Origin of the sequence: uncultured Alsobacter sp. (assembly GCF_945952055.1) — a bacterium.
Lineage (GTDB): Bacteria > Pseudomonadota > Alphaproteobacteria > Rhizobiales > Beijerinckiaceae > Alsobacter.
Map to the genome: position 1 here is coordinate 65,124 of NZ_CAMFHB010000022.1, position 24,301 is coordinate 89,424.

The 24,301-nt window shown below is 68.0% G+C and carries 28 protein-coding genes; all 28 read left to right on the plus strand.

The window, feature by feature from the left end:
• Nucleotides 1–2 precede the first annotated feature (2 nt).
• The 28 genes from Q0Q47_RS17015 to Q0Q47_RS17150 all read left to right on the plus strand — a co-directional run bounded on the left by Q0Q47_RS17015 (nucleotide 3) and on the right by Q0Q47_RS17150 (nucleotide 24,298).
• Nucleotides 3–443, plus strand: coding sequence for a hypothetical protein (locus Q0Q47_RS17015; RefSeq protein WP_293862458.1), 441 nt, complete (start codon nucleotides 3–5; stop codon nucleotides 441–443).
• Nucleotides 443–2,293, plus strand: coding sequence for a terminase TerL endonuclease subunit (locus tag Q0Q47_RS17020; protein WP_293862461.1), 1,851 nt, complete (start codon nucleotides 443–445; stop codon nucleotides 2,291–2,293). Before Q0Q47_RS17015 ends, Q0Q47_RS17020 begins: the two co-directional genes overlap by 1 nt.
• Before the next feature lie 12 nt (nucleotides 2,294–2,305).
• Nucleotides 2,306–2,680, plus strand: a complete 375-nt coding sequence (locus tag Q0Q47_RS17025) for a hypothetical protein (protein ID WP_293862464.1) — start codon at nucleotides 2,306–2,308, stop codon at nucleotides 2,678–2,680.
• Between the two features lie 11 nt (nucleotides 2,681–2,691).
• Nucleotides 2,692–4,077: a phage portal protein gene (locus Q0Q47_RS17030; RefSeq protein ID WP_293862467.1), complete on the plus strand. Its 1,386-nt coding sequence runs from the start codon at nucleotides 2,692–2,694 to the stop codon at nucleotides 4,075–4,077.
• Nucleotides 4,078–4,084: 7 nt separating this feature from the next.
• Nucleotides 4,085–5,044, plus strand: coding sequence for an HK97 family phage prohead protease (locus Q0Q47_RS17035; protein ID WP_293862470.1), 960 nt, complete (start codon nucleotides 4,085–4,087; stop codon nucleotides 5,042–5,044).
• Nucleotides 5,045–5,146: 102 nt separating this feature from the next.
• Nucleotides 5,147–6,460 (plus strand): phage major capsid protein, encoded by a 1,314-nt coding sequence (locus Q0Q47_RS17040; RefSeq protein WP_293862473.1) that lies wholly within the window; start codon nucleotides 5,147–5,149, stop codon nucleotides 6,458–6,460.
• A gap of 1 nt (nucleotide 6,461) precedes the next feature.
• Entirely contained in the window at nucleotides 6,462–6,902 is a 441-nt protein-coding gene (locus tag Q0Q47_RS17045) for a hypothetical protein (protein ID WP_293862476.1), read from the plus strand.
• A 12-nt stretch (nucleotides 6,903–6,914) separates the two neighbouring features.
• Nucleotides 6,915–7,409 (plus strand): hypothetical protein, encoded by a 495-nt coding sequence (locus Q0Q47_RS17050; RefSeq protein ID WP_293862479.1) that lies wholly within the window; start codon nucleotides 6,915–6,917, stop codon nucleotides 7,407–7,409.
• 130 nt (nucleotides 7,410–7,539) lie between these two features.
• Complete coding sequence (locus tag Q0Q47_RS17055; protein ID WP_293862482.1) at nucleotides 7,540–8,160, plus strand: hypothetical protein; 621 nt, start codon at nucleotides 7,540–7,542, stop codon at nucleotides 8,158–8,160.
• Nucleotides 8,160–8,513, plus strand: a complete 354-nt coding sequence (locus Q0Q47_RS17060) for a head-tail adaptor protein (protein WP_293862485.1) — start codon at nucleotides 8,160–8,162, stop codon at nucleotides 8,511–8,513. The genes Q0Q47_RS17055 and Q0Q47_RS17060 overlap by 1 nt, the downstream gene beginning before the upstream one ends.
• Nucleotides 8,513–8,995: a hypothetical protein gene (locus tag Q0Q47_RS17065; protein ID WP_293862488.1), complete on the plus strand. Its 483-nt coding sequence runs from the start codon at nucleotides 8,513–8,515 to the stop codon at nucleotides 8,993–8,995. The genes Q0Q47_RS17060 and Q0Q47_RS17065 overlap by 1 nt, the downstream gene beginning before the upstream one ends.
• The gene (locus Q0Q47_RS17070; RefSeq protein WP_293862490.1) at nucleotides 8,992–9,381 is read left to right on the plus strand and encodes a hypothetical protein; all 390 of its coding nucleotides are present in this window, start codon (nucleotides 8,992–8,994) and stop codon (nucleotides 9,379–9,381) included. The genes Q0Q47_RS17065 and Q0Q47_RS17070 overlap by 4 nt, the downstream gene beginning before the upstream one ends.
• An 8-nt stretch (nucleotides 9,382–9,389) precedes the next feature.
• Nucleotides 9,390–9,629, plus strand: a complete 240-nt coding sequence (locus Q0Q47_RS17075; protein WP_293862492.1) for a hypothetical protein — start codon at nucleotides 9,390–9,392, stop codon at nucleotides 9,627–9,629.
• Nucleotides 9,630–9,650: 21 nt separating this feature from the next.
• Nucleotides 9,651–10,073 carry a hypothetical protein gene (locus Q0Q47_RS17080; RefSeq protein WP_293862494.1) on the plus strand — a complete coding sequence of 141 codons (423 nt, stop codon included), beginning with the start codon at nucleotides 9,651–9,653 and terminating at the stop codon, nucleotides 10,071–10,073.
• 4 nt (nucleotides 10,074–10,077) lie between these two features.
• A complete protein-coding gene (locus Q0Q47_RS17085) occupies nucleotides 10,078–10,551 on the plus strand; it encodes a hypothetical protein (protein WP_293862496.1) in 474 nt (157 codons plus the stop codon).
• 80 nt (nucleotides 10,552–10,631) lie between these two features.
• Nucleotides 10,632–10,823, plus strand: a complete 192-nt coding sequence (locus Q0Q47_RS17090) for a hypothetical protein (protein WP_293862498.1) — start codon at nucleotides 10,632–10,634, stop codon at nucleotides 10,821–10,823.
• Complete coding sequence (locus Q0Q47_RS17095) at nucleotides 10,820–14,968, plus strand: tape measure protein (protein ID WP_293862500.1); 4,149 nt, start codon at nucleotides 10,820–10,822, stop codon at nucleotides 14,966–14,968. Before Q0Q47_RS17090 ends, Q0Q47_RS17095 begins: the two co-directional genes overlap by 4 nt.
• On the plus strand, nucleotides 14,968–15,594 hold the full coding sequence (locus Q0Q47_RS17100; protein ID WP_293862501.1) for a hypothetical protein: 627 nt from the start codon (nucleotides 14,968–14,970) through the stop codon (nucleotides 15,592–15,594). Before Q0Q47_RS17095 ends, Q0Q47_RS17100 begins: the two co-directional genes overlap by 1 nt.
• On the plus strand, nucleotides 15,594–16,154 hold the full coding sequence (locus Q0Q47_RS17105; RefSeq protein ID WP_293862503.1) for a hypothetical protein: 561 nt from the start codon (nucleotides 15,594–15,596) through the stop codon (nucleotides 16,152–16,154). Before Q0Q47_RS17100 ends, Q0Q47_RS17105 begins: the two co-directional genes overlap by 1 nt.
• On the plus strand, nucleotides 16,154–16,564 hold the full coding sequence (locus Q0Q47_RS17110; RefSeq protein ID WP_293862505.1) for a hypothetical protein: 411 nt from the start codon (nucleotides 16,154–16,156) through the stop codon (nucleotides 16,562–16,564). Before Q0Q47_RS17105 ends, Q0Q47_RS17110 begins: the two co-directional genes overlap by 1 nt.
• The gene (locus tag Q0Q47_RS17115) at nucleotides 16,564–19,446 is read left to right on the plus strand and encodes a phage tail protein (protein WP_293862507.1); all 2,883 of its coding nucleotides are present in this window, start codon (nucleotides 16,564–16,566) and stop codon (nucleotides 19,444–19,446) included. Before Q0Q47_RS17110 ends, Q0Q47_RS17115 begins: the two co-directional genes overlap by 1 nt.
• A 1-nt stretch (nucleotide 19,447) precedes the next feature.
• Complete coding sequence (locus tag Q0Q47_RS17120) at nucleotides 19,448–20,824, plus strand: hypothetical protein (RefSeq protein ID WP_293862509.1); 1,377 nt, start codon at nucleotides 19,448–19,450, stop codon at nucleotides 20,822–20,824.
• Between the two features lie 3 nt (nucleotides 20,825–20,827).
• Nucleotides 20,828–21,178, plus strand: coding sequence for a hypothetical protein (locus tag Q0Q47_RS17125; protein ID WP_293862511.1), 351 nt, complete (start codon nucleotides 20,828–20,830; stop codon nucleotides 21,176–21,178).
• Nucleotides 21,171–21,488, plus strand: coding sequence for a hypothetical protein (locus Q0Q47_RS17130; RefSeq protein WP_293862513.1), 318 nt, complete (start codon nucleotides 21,171–21,173; stop codon nucleotides 21,486–21,488). Before Q0Q47_RS17125 ends, Q0Q47_RS17130 begins: the two co-directional genes overlap by 8 nt.
• Before the next feature lie 13 nt (nucleotides 21,489–21,501).
• Complete coding sequence (locus tag Q0Q47_RS17135) at nucleotides 21,502–22,293, plus strand: hypothetical protein (protein WP_293862515.1); 792 nt, start codon at nucleotides 21,502–21,504, stop codon at nucleotides 22,291–22,293.
• 7 nt (nucleotides 22,294–22,300) lie between these two features.
• A complete protein-coding gene (locus Q0Q47_RS17140) occupies nucleotides 22,301–22,714 on the plus strand; it encodes a hypothetical protein (RefSeq protein ID WP_293862517.1) in 414 nt (137 codons plus the stop codon).
• A gap of 7 nt (nucleotides 22,715–22,721) precedes the next feature.
• Nucleotides 22,722–24,152 carry a hypothetical protein gene (locus Q0Q47_RS17145; protein ID WP_293862519.1) on the plus strand — a complete coding sequence of 477 codons (1,431 nt, stop codon included), beginning with the start codon at nucleotides 22,722–22,724 and terminating at the stop codon, nucleotides 24,150–24,152.
• Nucleotides 24,149–24,298, plus strand: a complete 150-nt coding sequence (locus Q0Q47_RS17150; protein ID WP_293862521.1) for a hypothetical protein — start codon at nucleotides 24,149–24,151, stop codon at nucleotides 24,296–24,298. Before Q0Q47_RS17145 ends, Q0Q47_RS17150 begins: the two co-directional genes overlap by 4 nt.
• Nucleotides 24,299–24,301: the final 3 nt, after the last annotated feature.

The following is a 24,301-nucleotide window of genomic DNA, read 5'->3' on the forward strand; positions in this document are numbered from 1 at the left end:
CCATGGGCCGCCCCGCACTCACCGACGCCGAGAAGAAGGCAAAGGGCACGTTCGATCCGCGGTACTCGGCGGACGCGCGGGCGGAGCGCGCCACGGAGAAGGTCGTCACCCTCCCGGTCCTGGACCACATCCCGAAGTGCCGGCTCCCGCTGGCGCCGGGCGGGATCGGCCAGGAGACCTACGACAGCCTCATTCGCACGCTGCACGAGCAGAAGCGGCTCACGGTCATGTCGCACCTCGAGGTCGAGGCCCTGGCCGCCGGCTATGAGGTGCTGCACCGCAAGATGAGCGCCGGCGGCAACGTGCCGGCGTCGGCGATCCAGGGCATCCTGTCCCGGATCGACAAGCTGCAGCGCATGGACGTCGACCGGCCGTTCGCCGGCTCGAGCACGGACCGCCCGAACAAGTTCTCGCGGAACGGCTTCGCGCAGCGGAAGCGCTGATGGCGCGGCCAAAGCGCAAGATCGCCGTCGAGTCCTATTCGCACCCGCTGCGGAGGGATTACGCCGACCTCCCGAACATCTTCGTGGAGATCGACGGCGAGGCGCAGCCGTTCGTCGACTACCCCACGATCGCCCGGGACTATGCCGAGCGCGTCGTCGACGGCCGGGTGATCGCGTGCCGCTACGTGGTCCTGGCGGCCGAGCGCTACCTGCGCTTCCTGAAGCGCGCCGAGAAGAAGGACAACGCGTTCCGGTTCTCGATCGAGCACGTCTGCGACGTGTGCTCGTTCCTCGAGAACCTGCCGCACGTGGAAGGTGAGTGGAACGAGCCGCTCATCGTCCTCGAGCCCTGGCAGATCTTCATGCTGGCGGCGATCTTCGGCTTCATCCGGAAGGACGGGAGCCGGCTCTGCCGCTGGGTCTATTTCGAGATCCCGCGCAAGAGCGCGAAGTCGACCCTGCTGGCCGGCATCGCGCTCTACGTCCTGACGTGCTCCGGCGAGGTCGGGCCCTCGATCTACATCGGCGCGCCGACGCTCGAGCAGGCCGGCAAGGTGTTCAGCCCGGCGTCGAAGATGGTCCAGAAGGACCAGGAGCTCCAGGAGGCCTTTGGGCTGCGCCCGCGCGCCCGGAAGATCTTCTCCGATGTCACGCTCGGCGCGATCGAGATGATCACGTCGGTCGGCGAGCACCAGGACGGCCACAACCCGTCGATGGTGATCCTCGAGGAGCTCCACGCCCAGAAGGCGGACCTCTACGAGGTGATGCGGTCGTCCTTCGGCGCCCGAAAGAACCCGCTGCTGTTCCAGATCACCACCGCCGGCCGCGTGGCCAGCGGCATCTGCTGGGACCAGCGCAAGCGCATGATCCGGATCCTCGAGGGCCTGGAGACCGCGGACGAGGTCTTCGGCGCGATCTACACGGTCGACAAGGACGACGAGGGCGGGAAGGACAAGAAGGACTACACCGCCTGCTTCACGGAGCGGGTGATGATCAAGGCGAACCCGATGTGGGGCGTCTCGGTCGACCCGACGAAGGCCTTCGAGTTCGCGAACGAGGCCAAGGGCTCCATCCGCCTGCGGGCGGAATTCCTGCGCACCAGGCTCAACGTCTGGTCGAACGCGGCGGAGCGCCTGATCCAGACCGAGGATTGGGACGCCTGCCTGGACCCGCGGCTCCGGCTGGAGGATTACCGCGGCCGCGACGCCTACATCGGCGTCGACCTGGCGTCGCGGCGGGACATGGCGGCGAAGGTCGTGATCATCGAGGACGGCGAGTACCTCATCGTCTTCGCGTCCTTCTACATCCCGTCCGACTGCGCCGCCTTCGGCGATCCGGACGTCGGCTCGCTCTACAAGGCCTGGGTCGACGACTACCACGTCTTCACCACGGGCCCGGGGATGATCGACTTCGACATGATCGAAGAGGACATCCGCGAGGACTGCCGGTTCTTCAACGTCAAGGCGATCGCGCTGGACCCCTTCCAGGCGCAGCAGCTGGCCCAGAACCTGGCGAAGCGGAACCTGCCGGCACTGCTGTTCCCGAACACGGCGCGGAACATGACGGAGCCGACGGACGACCTGGTGTCCAGGGTCGAGACCGGTCTCCTCCGGCACGACGGGAACCCCGTCCTGGCCTGGCACGCGTCGAACACGGTCGGCTACGAGGACCAGAAGGGGAACACGCTGCCGAAGAAGGACGCGCCGAACTCGATCTACAAGATCGACGGCATCGCGGCGGCGGTGTTCGCGAACGGTTGCCGGCTCCAGGCGAAGGAGCCCGACAAGAAGAAGCCCAAACTGGACGTCTACTCGAAGCGGGGCGTCCACGGGGCGTCGTCCGAAACCTGACGGAGAACTCTCATGGCGACCATTCCTCTGATCACCCCGGACGAGTCCGGCGTCACCGCGGCGGCCATGACTGCCACCGCCACCGGCGGCGACGCGTTCTCCTGCCCGAACGACACAGGCGACTACGTGTTCCTGTTCCGCAACGATCACTCGGCCGGCATCGATGTCTCGATGGTGTCCCAGCTGACGAACAAGGTGGTCCAGGGCGTCGGCAAGGTGTCCAAGGCCAACCAGACGAAGACCGTGGCGGCCAACGGCGGCATCTGCGCCTTCAAGCTGTCCAGGAACGAGATCTCCGCCTATCTGGACAACTCCGGCCTGGTGAACTTCAGCTACGCGTCCTGGAACGCGGCGCTGAAGGTCGTGGGCATGAAGGTGCCGGCCTAAGGCCGTCCGCCATGTCGCGTCGTCGCGCCCGCCGGCAGGCGGCCCGGGCCCAGGCCCAGGTCGCCCCCCGCGTCCCAACGTACCAGGAGGTCGGCAAGTCGATCTATTCGACATGGACCGGATCCGACGGGTCGTGGAAGACCCTGTCGGATCTCCTGGGCCTCCAGGGGGTCGCGGGCCCGACGTCGCTCCACGAGGCTTTGCGCAACACCGCCTTCCTGCTCTGCAGCGACATCGTCGCCCAGGACATCTCGAAGGCGAAGCTGCGCATGTACCGGAAGGTCGGCGACGACCGCCGCGTTGAGGTGAAGCCCAAAGACCATTCGCTCGCCGAGCTCCTGGCTCTGGATCCCAATCCGGAGCACACCTGGATGGACTTCTGGGACATGGTCATCCGGCACTTCGCGATCTCGCAGAACGCGTTCATCGCGAAGAAGATCACGACCCGCGGCGACATCCGCGCGCTGATCCCGATCGTGCCCGGCCGTGTGCAGGTTCTCGTCTACGAGGCCGGTGGCGTTTTCTACCAGGTGGCCCGCTCGACGATGTTTGAGCACATGCTCCTCAACGACTTCCCCGATCGGATGGACGGCGAGGACATGGTCCACGTGAAGGGGCGTCTCTACGACGGGCTCCAGGGCTATTCGAGCCTGCTGGCGGGCGCCGGCGCGCTGTCGCTGGCCGCGGCGGTTCAGACCTACCAGGACCGGCTCTACTCCGGCGGCGGGCGCTACAAGATCGCGTTCACCCTGAACGAAGACAAGGAGATGTCGAACGAGCAGTTCCAGCGTCTCCGCGGCCAGTTCAAGGAGATCTACCGCAAGACAATGGACAGCGACGAGCCGCTGCTCCTGGAGAACGGCGCCGACGTCAAGACGCTGATGATGACCGCCAAGGACAGCGAGATCGCCGTCGCGGTGAAGAACTCGCTGACCGACATCTGCCGCCTGTTCCGCATGCCGCCCCACAAGGTCATGCACTTCGACGGGATCAAGTACGAGAACATGGACTCCGCCGAGCGGATGTACGTGTCCGACAGCCTGGTTCCCACGGCGATGCGGTTCGAGGCGGCTCTCGAGCGCGCGCTCCTCACCCGCAGCGAGCGGCTCGAATACTGCTTCGAGTTCGATCGCGAGATGATGGCGGCGAGCGACCTGAAGACCCGGGCCGAAGTGGTCAAGATCGGCGTCCAGACGGGCGTGGTCACCGTGAACGAGGCGCGGCGCGACCTCGGCTACGACAAGCTTGAGGGTGACGCCGGCGATGTGCGGTCGATCCCGGTGAACGTCACCCTGGTGGACGGCAAGAACAAGCCGGTCCTGGACGGCGCGGCCGGCGCGCCGGGCGACAACCCCACCACCGACCCGCTGCAGCAGCCGGCCAACCCGCCGAAGTGAGGCACCCATGAAGAAGTACCTGTCCGCTCAGGAGTTCGCCAACGCCACCGACGAGGTGCGCGCAGCTTCTGTCGTGGCGAAGGGCTACCAGATCGAGACAAAGGCGGAGGGGGATGAGAACACGGTCACCTTCATCGTCTCCTCCGACAGCGTCGATCGCGATGGCGACATCGTCTACCAGGCCGGCATCGACTGGAGCCACTTCCAGAAGAACCCGGTGATCCTGTGGGCGCACAACTCGCGCGATCTCCCGATTGCGAAGGGGGGTAACCTGCGCCGGGAAGGCACCAAGACCCTGATGGACATGACCTTTGCGCCGGCCGAGGCCAACCCGAAGGCGCCCCAGGTGCGTGATCTCATCAAGGGCGGCTTCCTCAACACCGTCTCGATCGGGTTCATCCCGACCGAATACTCCTGGGTCGAGGACAAGAGCACCGGGCGTCGCGGTCTCGACATCAAGCGGTCCGAAGCCCTCGAGGTGTCGGTGGTTCCGGTCCCATCGAACCGGGACGCGCTGGTGACAGCCTACGCCAAGGGACTGGCCGTCGAGCCGGTCGAGGACGAGATCCGCACGATCCTGAAGGGATACGAGCTCGACGAGAACGACAAGGTGGTGGCCAAGGCGCCCGGGGATGGCGGCCCCCCCACAACGGAGACCAGCACCGAGACCACGACCGTCACGGTCAGCGTCTCCGTGAACGTCGGCAACGAGACCGAGACCGAGACGCCCGGCGCGCCCGGCGCGATGACCGACGCGGCTCCGTCCTTCCGGCAGAAGCTCTTCCGCGGCCTGGCGAAGGCGTTGGGCATGTCCGAGCAGGAAGCCGATGCGGCGCACGCCGCGCCCGAGCCGGAGACCAAGGATCCGCAGGATCCTCCGGCGCTGTCGACCGAAGACATCGACTCGAAGATGGCCGAGCTTCGCGCCCGCAATGCGCGGCTGAAGTCGGCCTTCGTCGAGGACTGAACCACTTCCCACCCGGGAAAACCGCCCCGTGAGGGGCGAAGCGAAGGGCTCCCTGACGGGGGCCCTTTTGCTTTGGCGAGACCCAGCAGACAGGAGAACATGATGACGCTGGAGCAGCTTCGCGCCCGCCTCAAGGAGCTCACGGAGGCGAACGAGAAGACCCTGAAGTCGGCCGCTGATGAAAAGCGCCGCCTGACGGCCGAGGAGATCAAGGCCGTCGACGATGCGACCGTCGAGGCCGAGGGCATTCAGAAGGAGATCGAGCTCCTGAAGCGCGCGAATGCGGTGAAGGCCGCGTCCGCCGTGCCCGCGAACACCCCGGTCGATCCGGCCGGCCGCGTCGCCCCGACGCCGAAGCGCGCCACCACGACCGAAGAGAAGGTCGGCGTGGTGATCAAGGGCCTCCTCATGTCCCACAAGGACAAGTCGAAGACCCCGCTCGCCCACATGGATGAGCTCGGCTACGGCGAGGTGGCCAAGGAGATCGAGTTCGGCACCAAGGCGCTCAACGCGTCGACGGCCATCTCCGGCGGCCTGCTCATCCCGACCGACATGAGCTCCGAGATCATCGAGCTCCTGCGGCCGAGCACCGCCTTCCTCCGCGGCGGCCCGATGCGGATTCCCATGCCGAACGGCAGCTACACGCTGCCCGGCGCCGCGACCGGTGCCAGCGCATCGTACACGACGGAAAGCCAGCCGGCCGGCGTGACCGAGCAGACCTTCCGTGACGTCACGATGAACGCCAAGACGCTCACGGCGCTCATCCCGGTCACCAACGATCTGCTGAACTACTCCATCGCCGGCACGCAGCAGTTCGTCCAGACGGACCTGATCAACGCGATGTCCGAGAAGATGGACAGCGCGGCGTTCCGCGGTGATGGCGTGACGGGCAACCCGCTCGGCATCTACAACATCACCGGCATCTCCTCCAACGCGGCGCAGAACACCACCACGCCCTCGGTGGCTCAGGTGGACGCGGATCTCCGCAAGGCGATCAACGCCTTCGTCACCGCGAACATGTCGCTGGCTGGTGCCGCGTGGGTCTTCCCGGCCACCACGATCGGCTATCTCCAGGACATGCGCGATGGCAACGGGAACCTGGTGTATCCGACGCTGAACGGGCCGAACCCGACGCTGAAGAACATCCCTGTCATCGACACCACCAACATGCCGACGAACCTCGGCGGTGGCGACGAGACCATCGTCGGCCTGGTGAACTTCCGCCACATCCTGTTCGGCGAGTCGATGCCGCTGGAGCTCGCTGTCTCCAGCGAGGCCGCGATCGAGGTGGGCGGCCAGGTGCTCTCCACCTTCCAGCGCCGCATGACCGCCATCATGGCCGTCATGCAGCACGACTTCAACACCCGTCACTACAAGGCGATCTCGCTGCTGACGGCGGTTCGGTGGGGCAAGTGACGTGGCAGACGAACTCATCGTTGTCCGCGTCCTGAAGTCCTTCGGGATGTACTACGCGAACGACACGGCCGGGTTTCCGGCCGCTGTCGTCGCCTCCCTGGTGAAGTCCGGCCACGCCCAGCGGCTGGAGCCGGAAGCCGCGGAGGGAGAAGCCGCGTCGGGCGACCCCGACCAGACCATCGATCCGTCGGCGCCCCCCGCGCCGCCGGCCGATGCACCGCCCGCCGATCCTGCCGCGGCGGCCGACAACGCTCTGACCGAACCGACCGCCGAGCCGGCGGAAGGGGAGACGCTCGAGAGCATCCCGGAGGACTGGCAGACCCTCCATGGAAACACGCGGAAGAAGTACGCGAAGCTGATCTCGGGCGCCCCGGTAGGGTCTCTCGATGAGGCGGATGCGATCATCGCCGCGGAAGTGCAGCGCCGCGCCGCGGCACCCTGATAGGAGGGCCAGATGAGCCTCAACAAGTTCCGTGACGGCGGCGCGTTCTGCCGGTCCGTTTACGCCGGCGGCGGTTCGGCGACTGCCGGCGGTGCCGGCGACAACACCGCGGCCAACGGCCCCTGGGTCAATCGCGACCAGGGCGTCGGTGGCATGTTCCGATCCGCCAAGCTGGTCATCAGCTACACGGCGGCGCTCGGCGCGGCGGCCACCCTGACCTTCAACGCGAAGATGCAGGACGCCACGTCCAGCGGCGGCGCCGGCGCGGCCGACATCGCGGCTGACACCATCGACAATTTCGCCATCCCGGCGACCATTGTCGGAACCGGTGCCGGCACCGTGACGGGGACGATCGAACTCGATCTGAACCTCGCGAAGGCGAAGCAGTACCTCCGCACGGTCATCACACCCGACCTCTCTGCGGCGAACACCGACACCTGCACCTGGCAGGCAACCCTGATCATGTTCGGTTTCGACCGTGACCCGGTCACCAAGACCCTCGCCTGATCGCGAGCGTCCAAGTGAGCAGCCCCCGGCCGGTCTCCCCTTGGGCCGTCCGGGGGCCCGCACACCGCGCCCCTGGCCCGACAAGGCCAAGGATGCGGACCGCGGCGACTATGTGAGGAAGGGCTGAACCATGGACCTCGTCCGCACCACCGCGCCGACGCGGTCCGAAATCCTGGCGTTCATCACCGTCCCCGCGGTCAAGGCGGCCAAGCGCATCGCGCACGATCTCGAGGATCAGCTGATCGCCGAATTCGTGGTGGATGCCTTCCAGTTCTTCGACGGCCCCGATGGCTGGCTCCGCCGCGCGGTGCTGCCGCAGGCCTGGACCTACTACCGCCCGGCCTTCTCCGACGAGATGGAGATCCCGGTGCCTCCGCTGGCAAGCGTCGAGGCTGTGAAGTATCGCGACGCCGCGGGCGCGCTGCAGACGCTGGCCCCGACGAACTACGAGGTCATCGACGGCACGTTCTTCGGCAAGATCGTCCTTGCCGCCGACGGCGCCTGGCCCACGACGAAGACGATGCAGCGGGCCGTGGAGATCCAGTTCCGCGCCGGCTGGGCCGCCGACGAGGTGCCGGGCCCGGTGCGCCGGTCGATCATGCTGCTGGCCGGATCGCTCTATGAGCACCGCGAGGCCGACTTCGAGGACACCCGGGTGTCGTTCGTGAGCCGCAAGATCGAATACGGGATCGAGAAGCTCGCCGGCCGGTTCCGGATCCTGAACGACCTCTATGACGTGTTCGCCGTCTGATGCGCTCCGGGAATTTGAGCCTGCCGGTCCAGATCTACCGGCGCAGCGAGCAGCTGGATCCCTACCGGCAGCGCCAGCTGGTCGAGACGCTCTGGCGTCAGGTCTGGTGCGAGTTCACGCCGTTCCGCGGCGGCGAGCTCTCGCGCACGGGCGATGTGACCGAGAACCCCACGGCGAAGTTCCGCTTCGCCTACCTGGACGTGATGGCGCCGGGCGCCGGCGGCGTGGTGCTGAACTCCGACATGGTGATCCGCCACGACGGCCGCGTCTGGGACATCGACGTCGTCCACATCGACCACGCCACCAAGCGCTACGTAGAGGTGATGGCGATCGCCAAGAGGCTCGCGGCCTGATGGCCTCCAAGGGCGGCGTGCGCGGGGCGGGCGAGCTCGCCAACGCGTTCCGGATGATAGGCAAGGCGCCGACCGCCGCCGCGCGCCGGCAAGCCCGCCAGGCCGCCCTGGAGCCGATCCGCCAGGCGGCCGCGGACCACCTGGTCCTGAACGACTCCATCGTCACGGGCGCCCTGCGCGCCTCGCTGGCGATCGGCGAGGACGTCCGGAAGAACACCTCGATCCTGGGCCAGCGCAAGGGCACGGTGAGGGGGCAGAACCCGAGCGCCACGGCGCACCTGGTCGAGTTCTCCGTCCGGCCGCACTACCAGCCGAACCGCTTCGGCGGGATCATGCACCCCGGTCACCCGGGCTACCCGTTCATGCGGCCGGCCTACGAACAGAAGCTGAACGTGGCGGGCCAGACCTACCTGCGCGAGATGGCGGCGGTGATCGAGACCATGGCCCGGTCCGTGCCGAAGCCCTCCAGGAGCCGCTCGTGAAGACGTGCACCCCGCAGCTGGCGGACCGCATGCTGCTGAACCCCGACCTGGTGGCCCTCGTCGGCCAGCGGGTGTGCCTGTTCCAGGCGGTCCAGAACGCGCCGCTGCCGGACATCGTGCTGGTGGACATCACGTCGAGCTTCAACCTGAACCTCGCCGGCGCCGACAGCATGACGATCAGGCGCATCCAGGTCACGTGCCGGGCGAAGACCTACCTGGAGGCTGACGCAATCGGCGAGGTCGTGCTTGCCACGATGCGCGCGATCAAGGGCCCGGTCGGGGACTTCAACGTCCAGGCGGCTATCCCGGTGAGCGACACCGCCTTCTTCGACGACACCACGAACATCTCGCACCGGAACATCGACTTCCGCGTGCACTACACCTGAGGGATCCGATGGCCGACGACGACCAGAGCGTCCAGGGCGAAGAGGCCCTGGCGGAAGCCGCCCCTGCGCCCGCGCCGAAGGCGCCCGAAACCCTCGATCCGCCGAAGTTCGCCGGCTGCTCGCCTGCCGCGTGCGGGCTGGAGCCGCGGCGCTGGGCGGACATCGAACACTGGTACTGCGACGCGTGCAACTTCAGCACGTTCTCCGCGGACGAAGCGGCCGGCCGCCGGCCGTCGCACAAGTCGTAACTCGCACAGGAGACATGAGAAATGGCGAGCACCAAGGCAATCGGCGCCGGCACCGTCCTTCAGATGGACGACGGGACGGGCGTCTACACCGCGATCGCGGAACTGGTTTCGATCGGCGAGCTCACCCGCGAGCGGCCGGAGGTCGACTCCACGTCGCTCTCGTCGACCGCCCGTGAGTACGTCCCCGGCCTGACCACGGCGCCGGAGCTGGACCTCGAGATGAACTTGCTCCTCGAGGACGCCACCCAGAACGACCTCACCGGTCTGGCCTACATCTTCAACAACTCGATCACCCGGAACTTCCGGCTTCTCCCGAACGGCGAGTCGAAGCAGATCCGCTTCGCGGCGTTCGTGAAGTCGCACACCTACGGGCCGTTCGAGATCGAGGCGGTGAAGAAGGGCAAGGCGCGCCTGAAGCTCACCGGCCCGGTGACGGTGGTCTGATCCCATGCACAACGGCTTTCAAGGGGAATGGCCGTTCCCGCAGTTCGGGGACGGCGTCGTCGTGCGGTTCAAGTCCTCGGATATGGCCAGGCTGCGCGGCCGGTACGGCTCGCCGCCTGGCACTCCGCCCCGCTACGACGAGAAGGGGAACCGGGTCGACCACTTCTGGCAGATCCTGTTCACGGGCATCAACGACATCGACCCGCTCATCATCACCGACCTCTTGCGCGCGGGGCTGAAGAAGCCGGGCGGCAAGGATCCGGTGGAGGGGATCGACTTCGACGACCTCCCGATCCCGTTCATCGAGTGCTGCCAGCCGCTGCTGGAGGGCATCATGCTCGCCCGTTGGGGCAAGACGACAGCGGAATACGCCCGTGAAGAGGCCGCGGCGGAGGCCGAGGAAAACCCTCAGACGGGCCCGGAGACGGTCTCGACGAGTTCGACCGGATCCTCCGGGCCGGATGGCGCGCCGGCCTGAAGCCGGCCGAGTGCTGGGAACTGACCCAGCACGAGATCATCTCCTACGCCGCCGAGCTCGGCGACCACGAGACGGGACGGATGCTGATGTGGGCCAACCACATCGGCCTGGGCTTCAACAGCCCGAAGACGCTCAACCAAATGCTTCGTGAGCGGAAGCGCGAAAAGGACGCCGAGCGCGACAGGCGCATCGGACAGAGCCAGACCAGAGGATTGATCGACGTGTTCTTGCGAGCAGGCGCGACAGTCGTCGCCGGGGATCGCCCCGCGTGACCACGACCATCGGCGGTATCACCGTCTACCTGACGGATGATACCGACCGCTTCCAGGCTTCCATGCGGCAGAACGCTGCTCTCGTCGAGCAGCAGTCGAACCGCATGTCGAAGGCTATGGGCGGCGCCGCCAAGTCGATCGACGAGCTCAACCGGAGGTCGTCCGGGTTCCAGCCGGACGGCTTCCGGGCTCTGGCCATCTCGGCCCTGCGCGCCGAGGATTCGGTCAAGCGCCTCGAGCTCAGTTTCTATGCCCTGGGCGCCGCGCTCGGCGGCGGCTTCCTCGGCACCGCGGCCGCCCGCGCGCTGGCCGACTACGCCGACAACTTCACCAACATCCGCAACAGGATCCGCACGGTCGTTGAGGGCCGCGGTGAGCAGCTGGCCGCCGAGCGCGACATCCTCGCGATCTCGGAACGGTCCCGCTCGTCGCTGCAGTCGACCGCGACCCTGTACGCCCGCATCTCCGCGTCCTCGCCGGAACTGGCGAAGAACGCCGGGAACCTGAACCGCGTCATCGAGACGGTTCAGAAGTCGTTCCAGGTCGGCGGGTCGACGACGCAGGAAGCGCAGGCCTCCGCGATTCAGCTGGCCCAGGCGCTGGGCTCCGGCCGTCTGCAGGGCGACGAACTCCGGTCGATCCTGGAGAACAACATCCCGCTGGCCAAGATCCTGGCGCGGGAGCTATCCGGCGGCAACGTGGGCAAGCTGAAGGAGCTCGGCTCCGACGGCCTGCTGACGTCCGAGAAGGTGATCGCCGCGATCCTGAAGGGGTCGGCGGAGATCGACGCGCAGTTCGAGCGCACCACCGCGCGCATCTCCGACGGCTTCACCCTCCTTAACAACGCCGTCACGGTCTACGTCGGTAAGCTGGACCAGGCCTTCGGCCTCTCCTCGTCCCTCGCCGGCGGCCTCTCCTCCCTCGCGAAGAACTTCGATAGCGTCGCCAATGCAGCGCTCATCGCCGGCGCGGCGATCGGCGGCGCGTTCCTGGGCCGCGGCGTCGGCTCCGGTGTCAAGGGCGTGGTCGACCGCGTCCAGGGCAACCGGGCCCAGGCGATCGCGAACAAGGACGCCGCCAGCAAGATCGTCAGCGACGCGATCGCCGCGTCGCAGCAGGCGCAGCTGCGCAGCCAGATCGCCGGCGCCATCTCCGACGACTTCCGCACGCTGCCGCGCTCCCAGCAGGCCGACCCCGCTCTCCTCAAGGCCCGCGCAGCCGCGGCCGCGAACGAGGACAAGGCCCTCCAGAACCGCGCGAAGCTGGTCGACCGGGAGGCCGAGGCCTACGTCCGCCTGGCCGACGCCCAGAACCAGTCCGTCAGCGCGTCCGCCGCCGCCCAGAAGCGGGTGGAGTCGACCACCAAGGGTGCGATCTCCGAGCAGGAGAAGCTGCAGAAGCTGATTGACGGCCGGGCCGTGAAGCAGGCGGCCCTGGACACCGCCGGCGGCGACGTGCGGCGGTCCGAGCTCCAGAAGTTCTATGCCGCCCTGGCGCGCGAGGTCGACGCCCGCACCGCGGTGGCCGACAGCCGCGCGGCCTACGCGCTGAACCAGGCGAACATCGCGTCGCTGCAGCGCGCCGAGGCGATGGCGAAGTCGAAGAAGGACTTCGAGTTCCTGGCCGCGATCCGCGACCGCCTGGCCGAAGAGGCGAGCCGCACGAAGGCCCTGTCCGACCAGCAGATCCTGGCCAGCAACGCGCTGCGCAAGGCGGAGATGGCCGCGGCGGAGGAAAGCGCGAAGATCAACTCGCGCCAGTTCTCCGACAAGGAGCGCGCCCAGGTCGCCCTGGACAAGTACGATTCCTCGATCGTCGCCCAGCAGCAGCGCGTGGCCCGCGCCGAGGAGGCCAAGGCCGCCGCCGCCCGCGCCGCGGACGACTCGAGGGTGCGCAGCGCCGCCGACGCGCAGGCGCGCCTGAACAAGATCGAGAACGACGCCCTGGCCGCCCGGCAGGCGCGGGTCAAGGCGGACCAGGCCGTCGACTTCACCACGGCGCAGCGCAAGGCCTTCGACGTCCAGATCCCGGTCTCGGCCGCGGCGAACCAGACGAAGCTGCTGAAGGAGACCGTCGACGCGGCGAACGCCTACAAGGCTTCGCTCGACACCGTCGCCGTGGCCCAGCGCAACGCCGCCGCGGCCGCGGGCCAGACCTCCCTGCCGATGGCCGTGTTCCGCACCGCCACGCAGGGCGCGGCCGCGGTGGTCGGGAGCCTGGTGTCGTTCCTGGGCGGGCCCTGGGGCGTGGCATTCGCCGCGGGCTCGGCGGCGCTCGGCGTGTGGGCGGCGTCCGCGGCCCAGGCCGCCCAGCGGGCCAAGGAGTACCAGGAGACCCTGGAGAGCCTGAAGGTCGCGACGGACCGCCTCACCGAGGCCAACCGCAGCGGCCTGATCGCGTCGACCAGCGAGGTCATCTCCAACCAGGCGACCGTGAAGCGGCTGCAGGACGGCCTGGCCGCCTCCCTCGACGAGCTCGCGGCCAAGGGCGGCGTGCGCGGCCCGGGGCTGGGCAACCTGATCGACTTCTCCGCCTTCAGCGGCTCGCTCATCGATCTCCGGAAGGGCTTCAACGCCGCCGGCCTGGATCTCGAGAAGTTCCTGCTGGCGCTGCGCGGGTCGAAGGACAACACGTTCACGGCCAAGGCGGCGATCGACGAGTTCATCACCGCGCTGGAGCGGGTAGGGGCAGCGAACCCGAACCTGTCCGGCGTCGTGAACGAGTTCCTCCGGGCGGCCCAGGCCATCCAGGCGGCGATCGGCCAGATCAACGCGTTCGAGATCGCGACGATCAACCAGCGGACCCGGCAGAACAACATCCGCTCGGCCTACGATCTCCCCGACGGTGCGGAGATCATCAAGAAGCAGTTCCAGCTGCCCGAGGAGCCGCCGCCGGTGTCGTCCGGGCCCCTCGGCCGGCTGATCGGCCAGTCGATGGCCAGCGATGCGATCGCCAAGGCGACCACGAAGAAGAAGGACCAGACCCCGGACAACGCCGCTGTCCAGAAGTTCATGCAGGAGGTGAAGGACGCCGGCGGCTGGATCAGCTACGACGACGCGGTCAAGGTCGTGCAGAAGCAGCTGGAGGGCGTGGCGAAGGCCGGCGGCCGCTCCCGCAAGACGCCGGAGCAGACCTTCGAGGAGAAGCTCGCCCGCCTGACCGAGGTCGGCAAGGCCTCCTTCTTCACCGACAGCGATCGCGAGCTCATCGAGAAGCTCTCGAGCCTGAAGGCCACCCCGGACCTGATCAAGTCGACGGGCGACGCCCTGCGCAACCGGACGGCACTGCCGGGCCAGGCGCAGCAGGTTCGCGACGCCCTCGAGCTCGAGAAGGCCGGAAAGCTCTACCGGGAGCTCATCCCGACCTACGGCACGCTGGACCAGCTGGCACCGCAACTGGAGGAGCGGCAGCGCCTGCTCAACATCGCGGTCCGCGACGGCGGGCTGACGGCGCAGCAGGCGGGCCTGGCCTATGCCGACTACCTGGCGTCGTTCAAGCAGTACCAGTGGATCACGAACGTCGCCGACGCGTTCGGCAGCTTCGCGGAGAGCGTCGCGACCGGGTCGACCAAGATCAAGGACGCGTTCAAGAACCTGCTGAAGGATCTCACGAAGATCGCGGTCAACCAGCTGCTGACGATCCCGATGCAGAACAGCCTCAAGACGCTGCTCGGCGGGTTCGTCGGGAGCGTTGGCGGCGGCGGTGGCGGGCTGCTCAGCAGCCTGTTCGGCGGGCTCTTCGGCGGGGGAGGGGGCTCGAGCCTCTATTCCACGGTCAGCGCGGCGGCCGTGAAGTTCCACGGCGGCGGCCTGGTCGGCGGCGGCGGAACGCCCGTGCTGGCGCCGGCCTCCGCGTTCGTGCGGGCCCCGCGCTTCCACACCGGCCTGAAGGCCGACGAGATGGCGGCGATCCTGCAGCGCGGCGAGCGCGTGCTGACCACGAAGCAGAACCAGCGGACGGAGAACGTCCTCGACGGCCTGACGAGCGCGGTCGAGAGCAGCGGATCGGGCGGAGGCGTGACCGTCATCCAGCAGAATTCCTTCGCCGCGGGCACCGACGTCGCCGCTATCATGAAGCTGCTCCCGGCGATCAAGGAAGCCTCCAAGGCCGCAGTCCGCGAGGACATGATGCGGGGCAAGCTCTGATGGCCATCACCTACCCGCTCACGATGCCGCCGGAGGTGGCCCGGGCCGCGAAGTTCATGCCGCGCCTCAAGCGCGCCACCTCGCTCTCCGAATCCATCTTCACGGCCGAGCAACAGGTCACGTCCTGGCCCTATGCCCGCTGGGAAGCGGATTGGGACATCGCGGCCTCGCTGCGCGACAAGGGCTCGGTCGTGGAGGGGTTCATCGCCGCCCTGCGCGGCCGGCGCGGGACGTTCCTGATGGGCCCGCTGCACGCCCTGAACCCGCAGGGGACGGTGAACACGTCCGGTGTCCAGGTGAACGCCGCCGCGGCCACCTATGCCACCGAGGTCTCGCTGAAGGGCATGGGCGCCGGCAATACACTGCGGATCGGCGACTACATCCAGTTCGGGTCAGGCCTTGGCGCCCGGCTGCACATCGTCTCCCAGGACGCCACGGCGAACGGATCCGGCGTAGCGACGGTCTCGATCGAGCCGGGGCTGCGCGGCGCCCTCGCGGTGAACGACCCGGTCGTGACCCAGAACATGGTCGGCGTGTGGCGGCTGAACGCCGACTCCATCGGCCCGAGCATCATCCCGGGCTTCATCTACGAGTCCCTGACGCTGCCGTGCATCGAGGCCGTGTGATGCCTCGCGCGCTGACGCCCGCCTTCCTCGCCGCGCTCGCGGAGCCGGAGCTCTTCCCCGCGCTGCTCGTCAGGGGCGAGTTCGACACCGGGAACCTGCTGCTCTGGACGGGCTACGGCGTCCGGAACATCGGCGGCGAGGACTACACGGGCACCGGAAACCTGCTCGACATCGAGCCCGTCGACGAGACGTCGGCGATCCAGTCGAACGGGGCGAAGTTCACCCTCGCCGGCATCTCGTCGCAGGCCGTATCGCTGGCCCTGGGCGAGCCGTACCAGGGCCGCCGGGTGGAGATCCTGCTGGCCCTGTTCAACTCCAGCTGGGAACTGATCGACGACCCGTCGGTCCTGTTCTCCGGCCGCGCCGACGTCATGGCGATCTCCGATGGCGCCGACCTGTGCACGATCGTGATGACGGCGGAGAGCCGCCTGGTCGACCTCCAGCGCGCGCGGATCCGCCGCTACGAGAACGAGGACCAGAAGATCGAATACCCCGGCGATCGCGGGTTCGAGTTCGTGTCGGTGATCCAGGACGTCCCGCTGAAGTGGGGCACGGGCTGATGCGGCGCGAGGACTGGCTCGCCAGGCTCGAGGCCCTGGTCCGGGACCGGCAGCACCGTGAATTCGCCTGGGGCACCTTCGACTGCTGCACGTTCGCGGCGGAAGCGGTCGAGGCCGTGACCGGCACCTATCCGGTGCCCGGGCTCCCGGGCGCCTACGACACCCGCATGGGCGCGCTCCGCTGGCTGGCCGAGAGGGGATTCGCCAACCTCGAGGCCGCTCTCGATGCCTTCGCCGGCGAGCGCCTGGCCTGGCCGCTCATGGCGCGCCGGGGCGACATCGTGCTGGTCAACGACATGACGGTTGGCGTCGTCCACCCGGCCGGCGGCGTGATCGCATGCCTGTCCGCCGACGCGCCGGGCCTCGCCCTGGTCTCACCACGGCTCGCTACGGCGGCTTGGGGTTCATAGTGCTCGCACTCGTCCTGGCTTTCCTCGTGGCCCAGACCGGGCCGGCGAGTGCAGATCCTATCTCCGCGCTGATCCTCGGCGCGGTCAGCACGTCGCTGGCGGCGAGCGCGACGGCGGTCGCGGTCACGACCTTCGTGCTCACGTCGGTGGCGTCGCTGGCTCTCAGCTTCGTCACCAGCAAGCTGTTCGCGCCGAAGCAGAAGAAGTCGCCGACCAACCTGGACTCGTCCATCAACGTGACGACCAGGGAGGCGCTGGCGCCGCGGCGGCTGGTCTACGGCAGGACGCGCCTGGGCGGGACGATCGTCTTCATCGGGACGACGGACAACAACCTGTTCCTGCACATGGTCATCGTGCTCTGCGAAGGGCCGATCGACGGTGTCGAGACCATCTATTTCAACGATGTGGCAGTCGTCACCGATCCGACGAACGGCTACGCCCTGTCGTCGCAATACAACGTCAACGGCAACCCCTACGCGATCGCGTTCCCCTATCTGGGCAGCGAGGACCAGGCGGCCAGCCACTACATGACGGCCTTCTTCCCGTCGCAGTGGACGGCCGATCACCGGCTGCGCGGGTGCGCCTATCTCTACGTGCGCCTGCAGTGGGACGCGAACATCTTCACGACGGGACTGCCGAACATCACGGCCGTCGTGAGGGGCAACCGGAACTACGACCCGCGGACCGGGACGCGCTACTGGTCGGACAACGCCGCGCTGTGCATCCGCGACTACATGCTGCGCCCGCACAACAAGGGCGGGGTCGGGGCCGGGCCCGACGAGATCGACGAAGACAACATGATCGCGCAGGCGAACATCTGCGACGAGATCATCCCGTTGTCGGATGGCACGACGGAGCGGCGCTACACGCTGAACGGCGTGATCCAGATGGATTCGCAGAACTCGCCGCAGTCGACGATCGAGACGATGCTCTCGGCCTGCGCCGGCGAGATGCCCTGGTCCAGCGGCGTGTTCTATCTCTTGGTCGGCGCCTGGCGGCCGCCGGTCTTCGAGATCACGGACACAATGATCGTCGCGCCGATCAAGGTTGAGCCCCGCCGGCCGCTGGCCGAGCAGTTCAACGCCGTGAAGGGGTCGTTCGTGAACCCGGCGGCGCGCTACGAGGCCGCCGACTACCCGGCGATCACCAGCGCCGTCTTCGAGGCCGAGGACAACGGGAACCAGATCTTCAAGGATCTCCCGCTCGAGTTCACGCAAAGCTCATCCATGGCCCAGCGCCTGGCCCGGATCGAGCTCCGGAAGTCGCGGGAGCCGATCGGCCTGACGCTGACGTGCGACATGCGCGCCTACCAGCTGACGGTCGGCGACGTCGTCACGATGACCCGGGCCCGGTACGGCTGGGCGTCGAAGGCCTTCGTGGTCACGGTCTGGCGGTGGGCGATCGCCAAGCAGGACGACGTCCCGCGGCTTGCCATCGAGCTCACGCTCCGCGAGACGTCGGCCGCGGTCTACGACTGGTCCGCCACCGACGAGCAGCTGCTGGCCGCGGCGCCGGCGACGAACCTGCCCAGGTGGAACGACGTCGGCGCGGTGTTCTCCGTCACCCTGTCGGCAGGGACCGCCGACCTCCTGATGGCGGGCGATGGCTCGGTCGTGAGCCGGATCCGGGTCACGTGGGTCGAGTCGGTCGACGCCTTCGTGAACCGCTACGAGATCCGCTGGAAGCAGAACACCGACCTGGCGTTCGGCGCCCCGGTGACGGTCGCCGCCGGATCGGCGTCCTTCTTCATCTCGCCGGTGGAGGACGGGCAGATCTACGTCGTCGAGGTCCGCGCGGTCTCCATCCTGGGCGCGGTCTCGGAATGGCGCCCGGGCACCGTCCTGGTCACCGGGAAGACCGAGGCTCCTCCGGACATCGCGAACATCCGGATCGCAGACGGAGTTCTGACCTGGGACTATCCGAACCCGCCGCCCGACTTGGCCGGGTTCAAGGTCCGGTATCAGGTCGGAAAGTACGTGTTCTGGCCGTCCGCGATCGACGCGCACTCCGCGCTTCTGGCGGCCGGGTTCTTCGATGCCTCCAGCCTGCTGTCGGGGACCATCACCTTCATGGTGAAGGCCGTCGACACGTCGGGGAACGAGAGCGCGACGCCCGCTGTCGTGATCACCGACCTTGGCGATTACCTCGTCGACAACGTGATCCTGGACGAAGACCTGAAGGCCGCTGGGTTCTTGGGAACGATCTCGAGCGGCGCCGTCTCGGGCGGGGATCTCGTGGGCGTTTCGACGGGCCTGTTCTGGCCGTCGAGCGACGTCAGCCCGTTCTGGCTGTTCGACGACAACGGCCTGTTCTGGCCGACCGACACGTACACGGACATCGTCTGGGCGTTCAGCTTCGAGGCGGACAGCGACCTCCTCGGGTCGACCATGTCGATCGCGTCGACCATCGAGGGCCGGCCGTGGACGATCTTGTTCCGCGACAGCGGCAACACCGCGTTCTGGCCGTCGAGCGATGGGGCCCTCTTCTGGGGTGAAGATGCCGACCTGTTCTGGGGGCCCGAAGGTGACTTCGTGCCATGGAGCGGGCAGTCCGCAGTCCGGGCCACGCGATACGACTTCATCGTGACGGTCTCGGGCGGGTCCATCCAGCCGCGGATCTCGGCGTTCAACCTGCTGTTCGACGTCCCCGACATCATGGAGTCGATCGGCGACGTGGCGGTGCTCGCCGCCGGGACGCTGCTGCCGCTCACGAAGACCTACCGCGCGATCGAGGCCGTCCAACTGACGCTCCAGGCGGGCGCCGGCGGCGCTGTGACGGCGCGGATCGAAAGCAAGTCTCCATCCGGCGTCCTGGTCAAGGCTCTGAACGCGGCCGGAACTCCAGTCGACGCCACTCTCGACGCCATCGTGCAGGGATACTGACATGACCGCATTGCCAGCGAACAACTTCGTCAACGATGGCGGCCGCACGTCCGGCGAGATGAAGACGGCGCTGAACGACATCGTCAAGTTCCTCCGCGAGCGCGGCGGCGCCGGCGCCGGCTGGGTTGGCCTGGCCGGCGGCGGGACGGTGGATCTCGGCGCGCAGACCGGGCGCATGTACAGCCTGACGGGCGGCCCGTCCGTGACGTCGCTCGGAACGACCGCGCCGGGCGACAGCTTCCCGTTCCTGATCAAGGTTGCCGCGCGCACCACGTTCACCCGCGGGGCGAACCTGCAGATCCAGGGCCTGGCCAACAACGGCGATGTTCTCGTCCTCGAGATCGACGACATCATCGGGGCGGTCTGGGAAGGCTCGAACGTCTGGCGCGTCTATGTCGTGTCCAGGGCTTCAGGCCAGGGGGCGACCAGCCCGTCCGGGTTGCGGAACAGGGTCATCAACGGCGATTTCCGGATCGACCAGCGCAATGCCGGCGCCAGCATCACGATCACCGCCGGCGCGGCGCTCCTCTACGGCCTCGATCGCTGGTATCTGGCCTGCACCGGAGCCAACGCGACGGCCCAGCAGGCCATATCTGGCGGGAAGGCGAGGCTCCTGATCAGCGGCGCGTCCGGCGTCACCGGGGCGACTGTCGGCCAGCGCATCGAGCGACAGAACAGCGACGACTTGGCCAACGGCCGCGCCTCGCTCTCGGTCGATATTCAGGCGGTCGGATCGCTGACGACGGTCAACTATGCGGTCTACCACGCCAACACGAATGACGCGTTCGGAACGATCGCCAGCCCCACGCGGACGCTCATCGCGTCGGGGCCGTTCACCGTCAGCACGACCGAAGCGCGCTACACGGTGCCGAACATCTCCATCCCCTCGGGGGCGACGACCGGCATCGAGATCGTCTTCAGCACTGGCGCGCTTGGGTCGGGGAACGGGTTCTATCTGGGCAACGTGCAACTCGAGGCCGGCTCGTTCTGCACGCCTTTCGATCGTCGCCCCCACGGCGCCGAACTGGCCCTGTGCCAGCGCTACTACGAGAAATCGTTCGACCAGAACGTGAAGCCAGCGCAGGCGACCGGCATCTATTCTGGAGCGATTACGACCCTTGTGGCCGGCTCGGCGTTCGTTGGGAACGCCCTGCTGACCAATCGTTTCAAGGTTGAAAAGCGCGCTACGCCTACGATCACTGCGTTTAATCCGCGCTCTGGCGGGACGTCGAACTGCATGACTGACAGCGCTGGGACCGACACAGGCGCTACGCTCAACGTCGCTGGCACATCTGGATTTATGTTCTACAACTCAGGTGGCGCGCTGAACGCGAATGCTTACGCGTACGTGCACTTCACCGCCGACGCGGAGCTCTGACCCATGCCCGCGCGCTCTGACCTGGACGTGTGGAAGGGCAACACCTTCGCGCGGACCTTCCGGCTGACGACCGATGACACGACGCCCCTGGATCTCACCGGGAGCGTCTTCGTGTTCCGGGTCGTCGACAGCGGCGCGGAGATCATCCGCTATGAGTCCGGGACCGACGACGAGCTCGCCGTCCCCACGCCGGCGAACGGCGAGGTGAACCTGCTGATGCCGGTGGCGGGAACACGCACCCTGCCGGAGGGCTCCGTGGCGCGCTACGAGCTCGAGCGCCGGATCGGACTCGAGCAGACGACGCTCCTCTATGGGCTGCTCGTCGTCACCGGCTGGGCGAACGACGATGCCTGACGTCGTCCAGATCCTGGTGCCGGCGCCGCCCGCCGTCGTCCAGGTCACCGTCCCGGGACAGGTCACCGCCGTCCAGGTGGTCGAGCGCGGGCCGCAGGGCCCGGCCGGCGACGCCATGGCGGCCTATGACCACGTGCAGGCCAGCCCTGCCAGCACCTGGACCGTGAACCACAACCTGGGGCGGATCCCGATCGTCGGGGTCCGGTCCGTCGGTGGCATCGAGATCGAGGGGGACGTGATCCACACCTCGGTCAACCAGACGCAGATCTCCTTCAACGTCCCAACGGCCGGCACCGCCCGCTTCCTCTAGGAGCACACGACCCATGTCCAAGCAGATGCTCACGAACCTCGACTTCAATGGGGTCGCGAAGCCGGTCAACCTCCTGGACCCGACAGCGGCCCAGGACGCCGCCACGAAGGCCTATGTCGACAGCCTCGTCGAGGGCCTCGCGTGGAAGGACTCCTGCCGCGTCGCCACGCAGGCGAACCTGTCGCTCGCGTCCCCGGGCTCGACGATCGACGGCGTAACGATGGCGACGAACGATCGCGTCCTGGTGCGGTCGCAGTCCACGGCGTCGGAGAACGGCATCTACATCTGGAACGGCGCCGCGGTGGCGATGACGCGGTCCCTTGACTGCAGCACCGCCGCGGAGCTCGAGCAGGCCATCTCCACGGTGGAGGAGGGCACCTCGGCCGGGGCCACCTACCGCCAGACCACGGTCAACTTCACCCTGGGCTCCGGCTCGGTGACCTGGGCGGCCTTCGGCACCGCCGCCGGCGCGGCATCGGAGTCGACCGCCGGCATCGCCGAGATCGCGACCCAGGCCGAGACAGACACCGGCACCGACGACGCGCGCTTCCTCACGCCCCTGAAGGCGAAGAGCGCATCGTGGATGCTGCGGAAGTTCTCGTCGACCTTCGGCGACGGCTCGGCCACGCAGTTCACGATCACCCACAACTTCGGGACGGATGACGTCCAGGTGGAGGTCTACCGGGCATCGGGCGCCAAGGACTCGATCCTGTGCGACGTCGACCGGCCGAGCACGAACGCCGTGCGGCTGACCTTCGCCGCGGCGCCGGCATCCAACGCCTTCCGCTGCGTGGTGATCGGGTAACCGCCCGATGAAGGCCCTCTCGAACATCGTCGCGGAAGGCCACAACGGGAACGTTGGTGCCTTCACCACCGGCGGGGGTGGCGCCGGCGCGACGCCCGTCGAGGTCACTGTCGACTTCGGCACGGTTCCCGTCTGGTCGAAGGGGTTCACCATCCTGCTCGCCGGCGCGCTCCTCAAGGAAGATGGCGGGGAGCTCCTGGCGGAAGACGGCGGCCAGATCCTCATCGACACCGATACCGCGGTGACCGTCGGCATGAAGGTCGTGATGACGGCCTCGGCCGAGACGGACGGGGACGAGCTCGAGATGGACGGCTTCATGGCGGCCGCTCGCGTCACCGCGACCGACACGGTCGAAGCCTTCATCCAGGCATTCCCTGGCCCCGTGACGGGCCAGCGCCGGTTCAACCTCCTGATCGGATAACCGACCCATGGCACAGATCCAGTCCGGCGATTCTTCCGCCCTGCTCTCCATCCACCCGACGGCCAAGGCGGCGCGCGGCCTGCTCTATGGGCCGGATGGATCGCTGATCACGCGCCAGCGCGGCGAGGCCGGGGGCCTCTCCGACTATGGCCTCGCGATCATGGGCATGAACGACGACAACTACCGCATGCAGCGGATGGACCGGACGGGTGGCGCGGCGGTCTCGCTGAACAACGTCCTGTTCTCGGAGCCGTTCGAAGGCGCCACCATCTCCGTGCCAAACCGGCTGACCTCGGCCGCTACGACGTTCACGGTGGCGCAGTCGGCGTCCCTCGGCCTGAACTTCAACAGCACGGCGATCACCACAAGCACATCGGCGGCTCTGGTCACCACCAACCGCCGGTTCATGAGGCTCCAGCGGGCGCCGCTGCATCTGCGGGCGCGCGCGCGCTTCGGCCATGTCGCGAACACCCTGATCGAGATCGGGTTCGGGGCCCCGGCCAACCAGATCTCGTCGCCGACCGTCGGGGCCTATTTCCAGTGCACCGCGGCCGGCGTCGTGCATGGCGTCTGGAGCTTCAACGGCGTCGACACGACCACGACCCCGTTCTCGATGCCGAGCGGCTGGCAGAGCAACTTCTATGTCTTCGACGTGATCCTGGACGACGACGACATCCTCTTCATGATCCAGGACACGACGACCGGGCTCATCGTCGGCGAGCGCCGGATCCAGCTGCCGTCGACCGGCGTCAGGATGTGGGACGCCACGCGCCTCCCGGCCTTCGGCCGCCTGTACTACCCCGCGGCGCCGGCGACGCCTGGAACGCTCATCCTGTCGGCGCTGGACGTCGTCCTGCTCGACGCCTTCATGAACAAGCCGTGGGCGCATACCTCGGCGCACATGGGCCTCGGCGGCGAGGTGCTTCCGACGACGTTCGCCCAGGCCGCGCAGTGGGCCAACTCGGCGGCGCCGTCCAGCGCTGCGCTGTCGAACACCACCCCGGGCTACACCACGCTCGGCGGCCTCTGGCAGTTCGCGGCCGTGGCCGGCGCCGCGACCGACTACATCCTGTTCGGCTTCACGGTGCCATCGCCCTACAGCTTCGTGTGCACCGGCGTGACCATCGACGCCTACAACACGGGCGCCGCGGTTGCGACGACGCCCTCGCTGCTGGCCTGGGCGGTCTCCCCCGACCAGACGGCGGCGTCCCTGGCGACGGCCAACAACCGGCGCGTGCCGCTGGGCGCGCAGTCGTTCGCAGTGGGTGCGGCCATCGGCGCCCGCGCCGACCGCGTCATCTCCGAGGACTTCTCGAACAGCCCGCTGGTGACCAACCCGGGCCGCATCCTCGGCCTCATCCTCCGCATGCCGATCGGCACGGCGACCGCGTCCCAGGTCATCGCCGGCACGGCGCTCTTCAAGGGGTACTTCGAATGATCGACCAGGTGACACTCAGCGGCGGCGATCTCGGCGGCGAGGTCGTGGAAGGGGAAGGCTGGGCCGAAGGGGAGCGCCGCGACTTCAACGGCTTCCTCTACGAGCGCCGCGGCGACCAGGCCGTGTTCGTGGGCATGGCGCCCTGAAGC

Coding starts and splice junctions, on each gene's coding strand:
- Q0Q47_RS17015 (WP_293862458.1), top strand. CDS start 3: ATGGGCCGCCCCGCACTCACCGACGCCGAGAAGAAGGCAAAGGGCACG.
- Q0Q47_RS17020 (WP_293862461.1), top strand. CDS start 443: ATGGCGCGGCCAAAGCGCAAGATCGCCGTCGAGTCCTATTCGCACCCG.
- Q0Q47_RS17025 (WP_293862464.1), top strand. CDS start 2,306: ATGGCGACCATTCCTCTGATCACCCCGGACGAGTCCGGCGTCACCGCG.
- Q0Q47_RS17030 (WP_293862467.1), top strand. CDS start 2,692: ATGTCGCGTCGTCGCGCCCGCCGGCAGGCGGCCCGGGCCCAGGCCCAG.
- Q0Q47_RS17035 (WP_293862470.1), top strand. CDS start 4,085: ATGAAGAAGTACCTGTCCGCTCAGGAGTTCGCCAACGCCACCGACGAG.
- Q0Q47_RS17040 (WP_293862473.1), top strand. CDS start 5,147: ATGACGCTGGAGCAGCTTCGCGCCCGCCTCAAGGAGCTCACGGAGGCG.
- Q0Q47_RS17050 (WP_293862479.1), top strand. CDS start 6,915: ATGAGCCTCAACAAGTTCCGTGACGGCGGCGCGTTCTGCCGGTCCGTT.
- Q0Q47_RS17055 (WP_293862482.1), top strand. CDS start 7,540: ATGGACCTCGTCCGCACCACCGCGCCGACGCGGTCCGAAATCCTGGCG.
- Q0Q47_RS17060 (WP_293862485.1), top strand. CDS start 8,160: ATGCGCTCCGGGAATTTGAGCCTGCCGGTCCAGATCTACCGGCGCAGC.
- Q0Q47_RS17065 (WP_293862488.1), top strand. CDS start 8,513: ATGGCCTCCAAGGGCGGCGTGCGCGGGGCGGGCGAGCTCGCCAACGCG.
- Q0Q47_RS17075 (WP_293862492.1), top strand. CDS start 9,390: ATGGCCGACGACGACCAGAGCGTCCAGGGCGAAGAGGCCCTGGCGGAA.
- Q0Q47_RS17080 (WP_293862494.1), top strand. CDS start 9,651: ATGGCGAGCACCAAGGCAATCGGCGCCGGCACCGTCCTTCAGATGGAC.
- Q0Q47_RS17085 (WP_293862496.1), top strand. CDS start 10,078: ATGCACAACGGCTTTCAAGGGGAATGGCCGTTCCCGCAGTTCGGGGAC.
- Q0Q47_RS17090 (WP_293862498.1), top strand. CDS start 10,632: ATGCTGATGTGGGCCAACCACATCGGCCTGGGCTTCAACAGCCCGAAG.
- Q0Q47_RS17100 (WP_293862501.1), top strand. CDS start 14,968: ATGGCCATCACCTACCCGCTCACGATGCCGCCGGAGGTGGCCCGGGCC.
- Q0Q47_RS17105 (WP_293862503.1), top strand. CDS start 15,594: ATGCCTCGCGCGCTGACGCCCGCCTTCCTCGCCGCGCTCGCGGAGCCG.
- Q0Q47_RS17110 (WP_293862505.1), top strand. CDS start 16,154: ATGCGGCGCGAGGACTGGCTCGCCAGGCTCGAGGCCCTGGTCCGGGAC.
- Q0Q47_RS17120 (WP_293862509.1), top strand. CDS start 19,448: ATGACCGCATTGCCAGCGAACAACTTCGTCAACGATGGCGGCCGCACG.
- Q0Q47_RS17125 (WP_293862511.1), top strand. CDS start 20,828: ATGCCCGCGCGCTCTGACCTGGACGTGTGGAAGGGCAACACCTTCGCG.
- Q0Q47_RS17130 (WP_293862513.1), top strand. CDS start 21,171: ATGCCTGACGTCGTCCAGATCCTGGTGCCGGCGCCGCCCGCCGTCGTC.
- Q0Q47_RS17135 (WP_293862515.1), top strand. CDS start 21,502: ATGTCCAAGCAGATGCTCACGAACCTCGACTTCAATGGGGTCGCGAAG.
- Q0Q47_RS17140 (WP_293862517.1), top strand. CDS start 22,301: ATGAAGGCCCTCTCGAACATCGTCGCGGAAGGCCACAACGGGAACGTT.
- Q0Q47_RS17145 (WP_293862519.1), top strand. CDS start 22,722: ATGGCACAGATCCAGTCCGGCGATTCTTCCGCCCTGCTCTCCATCCAC.
- Q0Q47_RS17150 (WP_293862521.1), top strand. CDS start 24,149: ATGATCGACCAGGTGACACTCAGCGGCGGCGATCTCGGCGGCGAGGTC.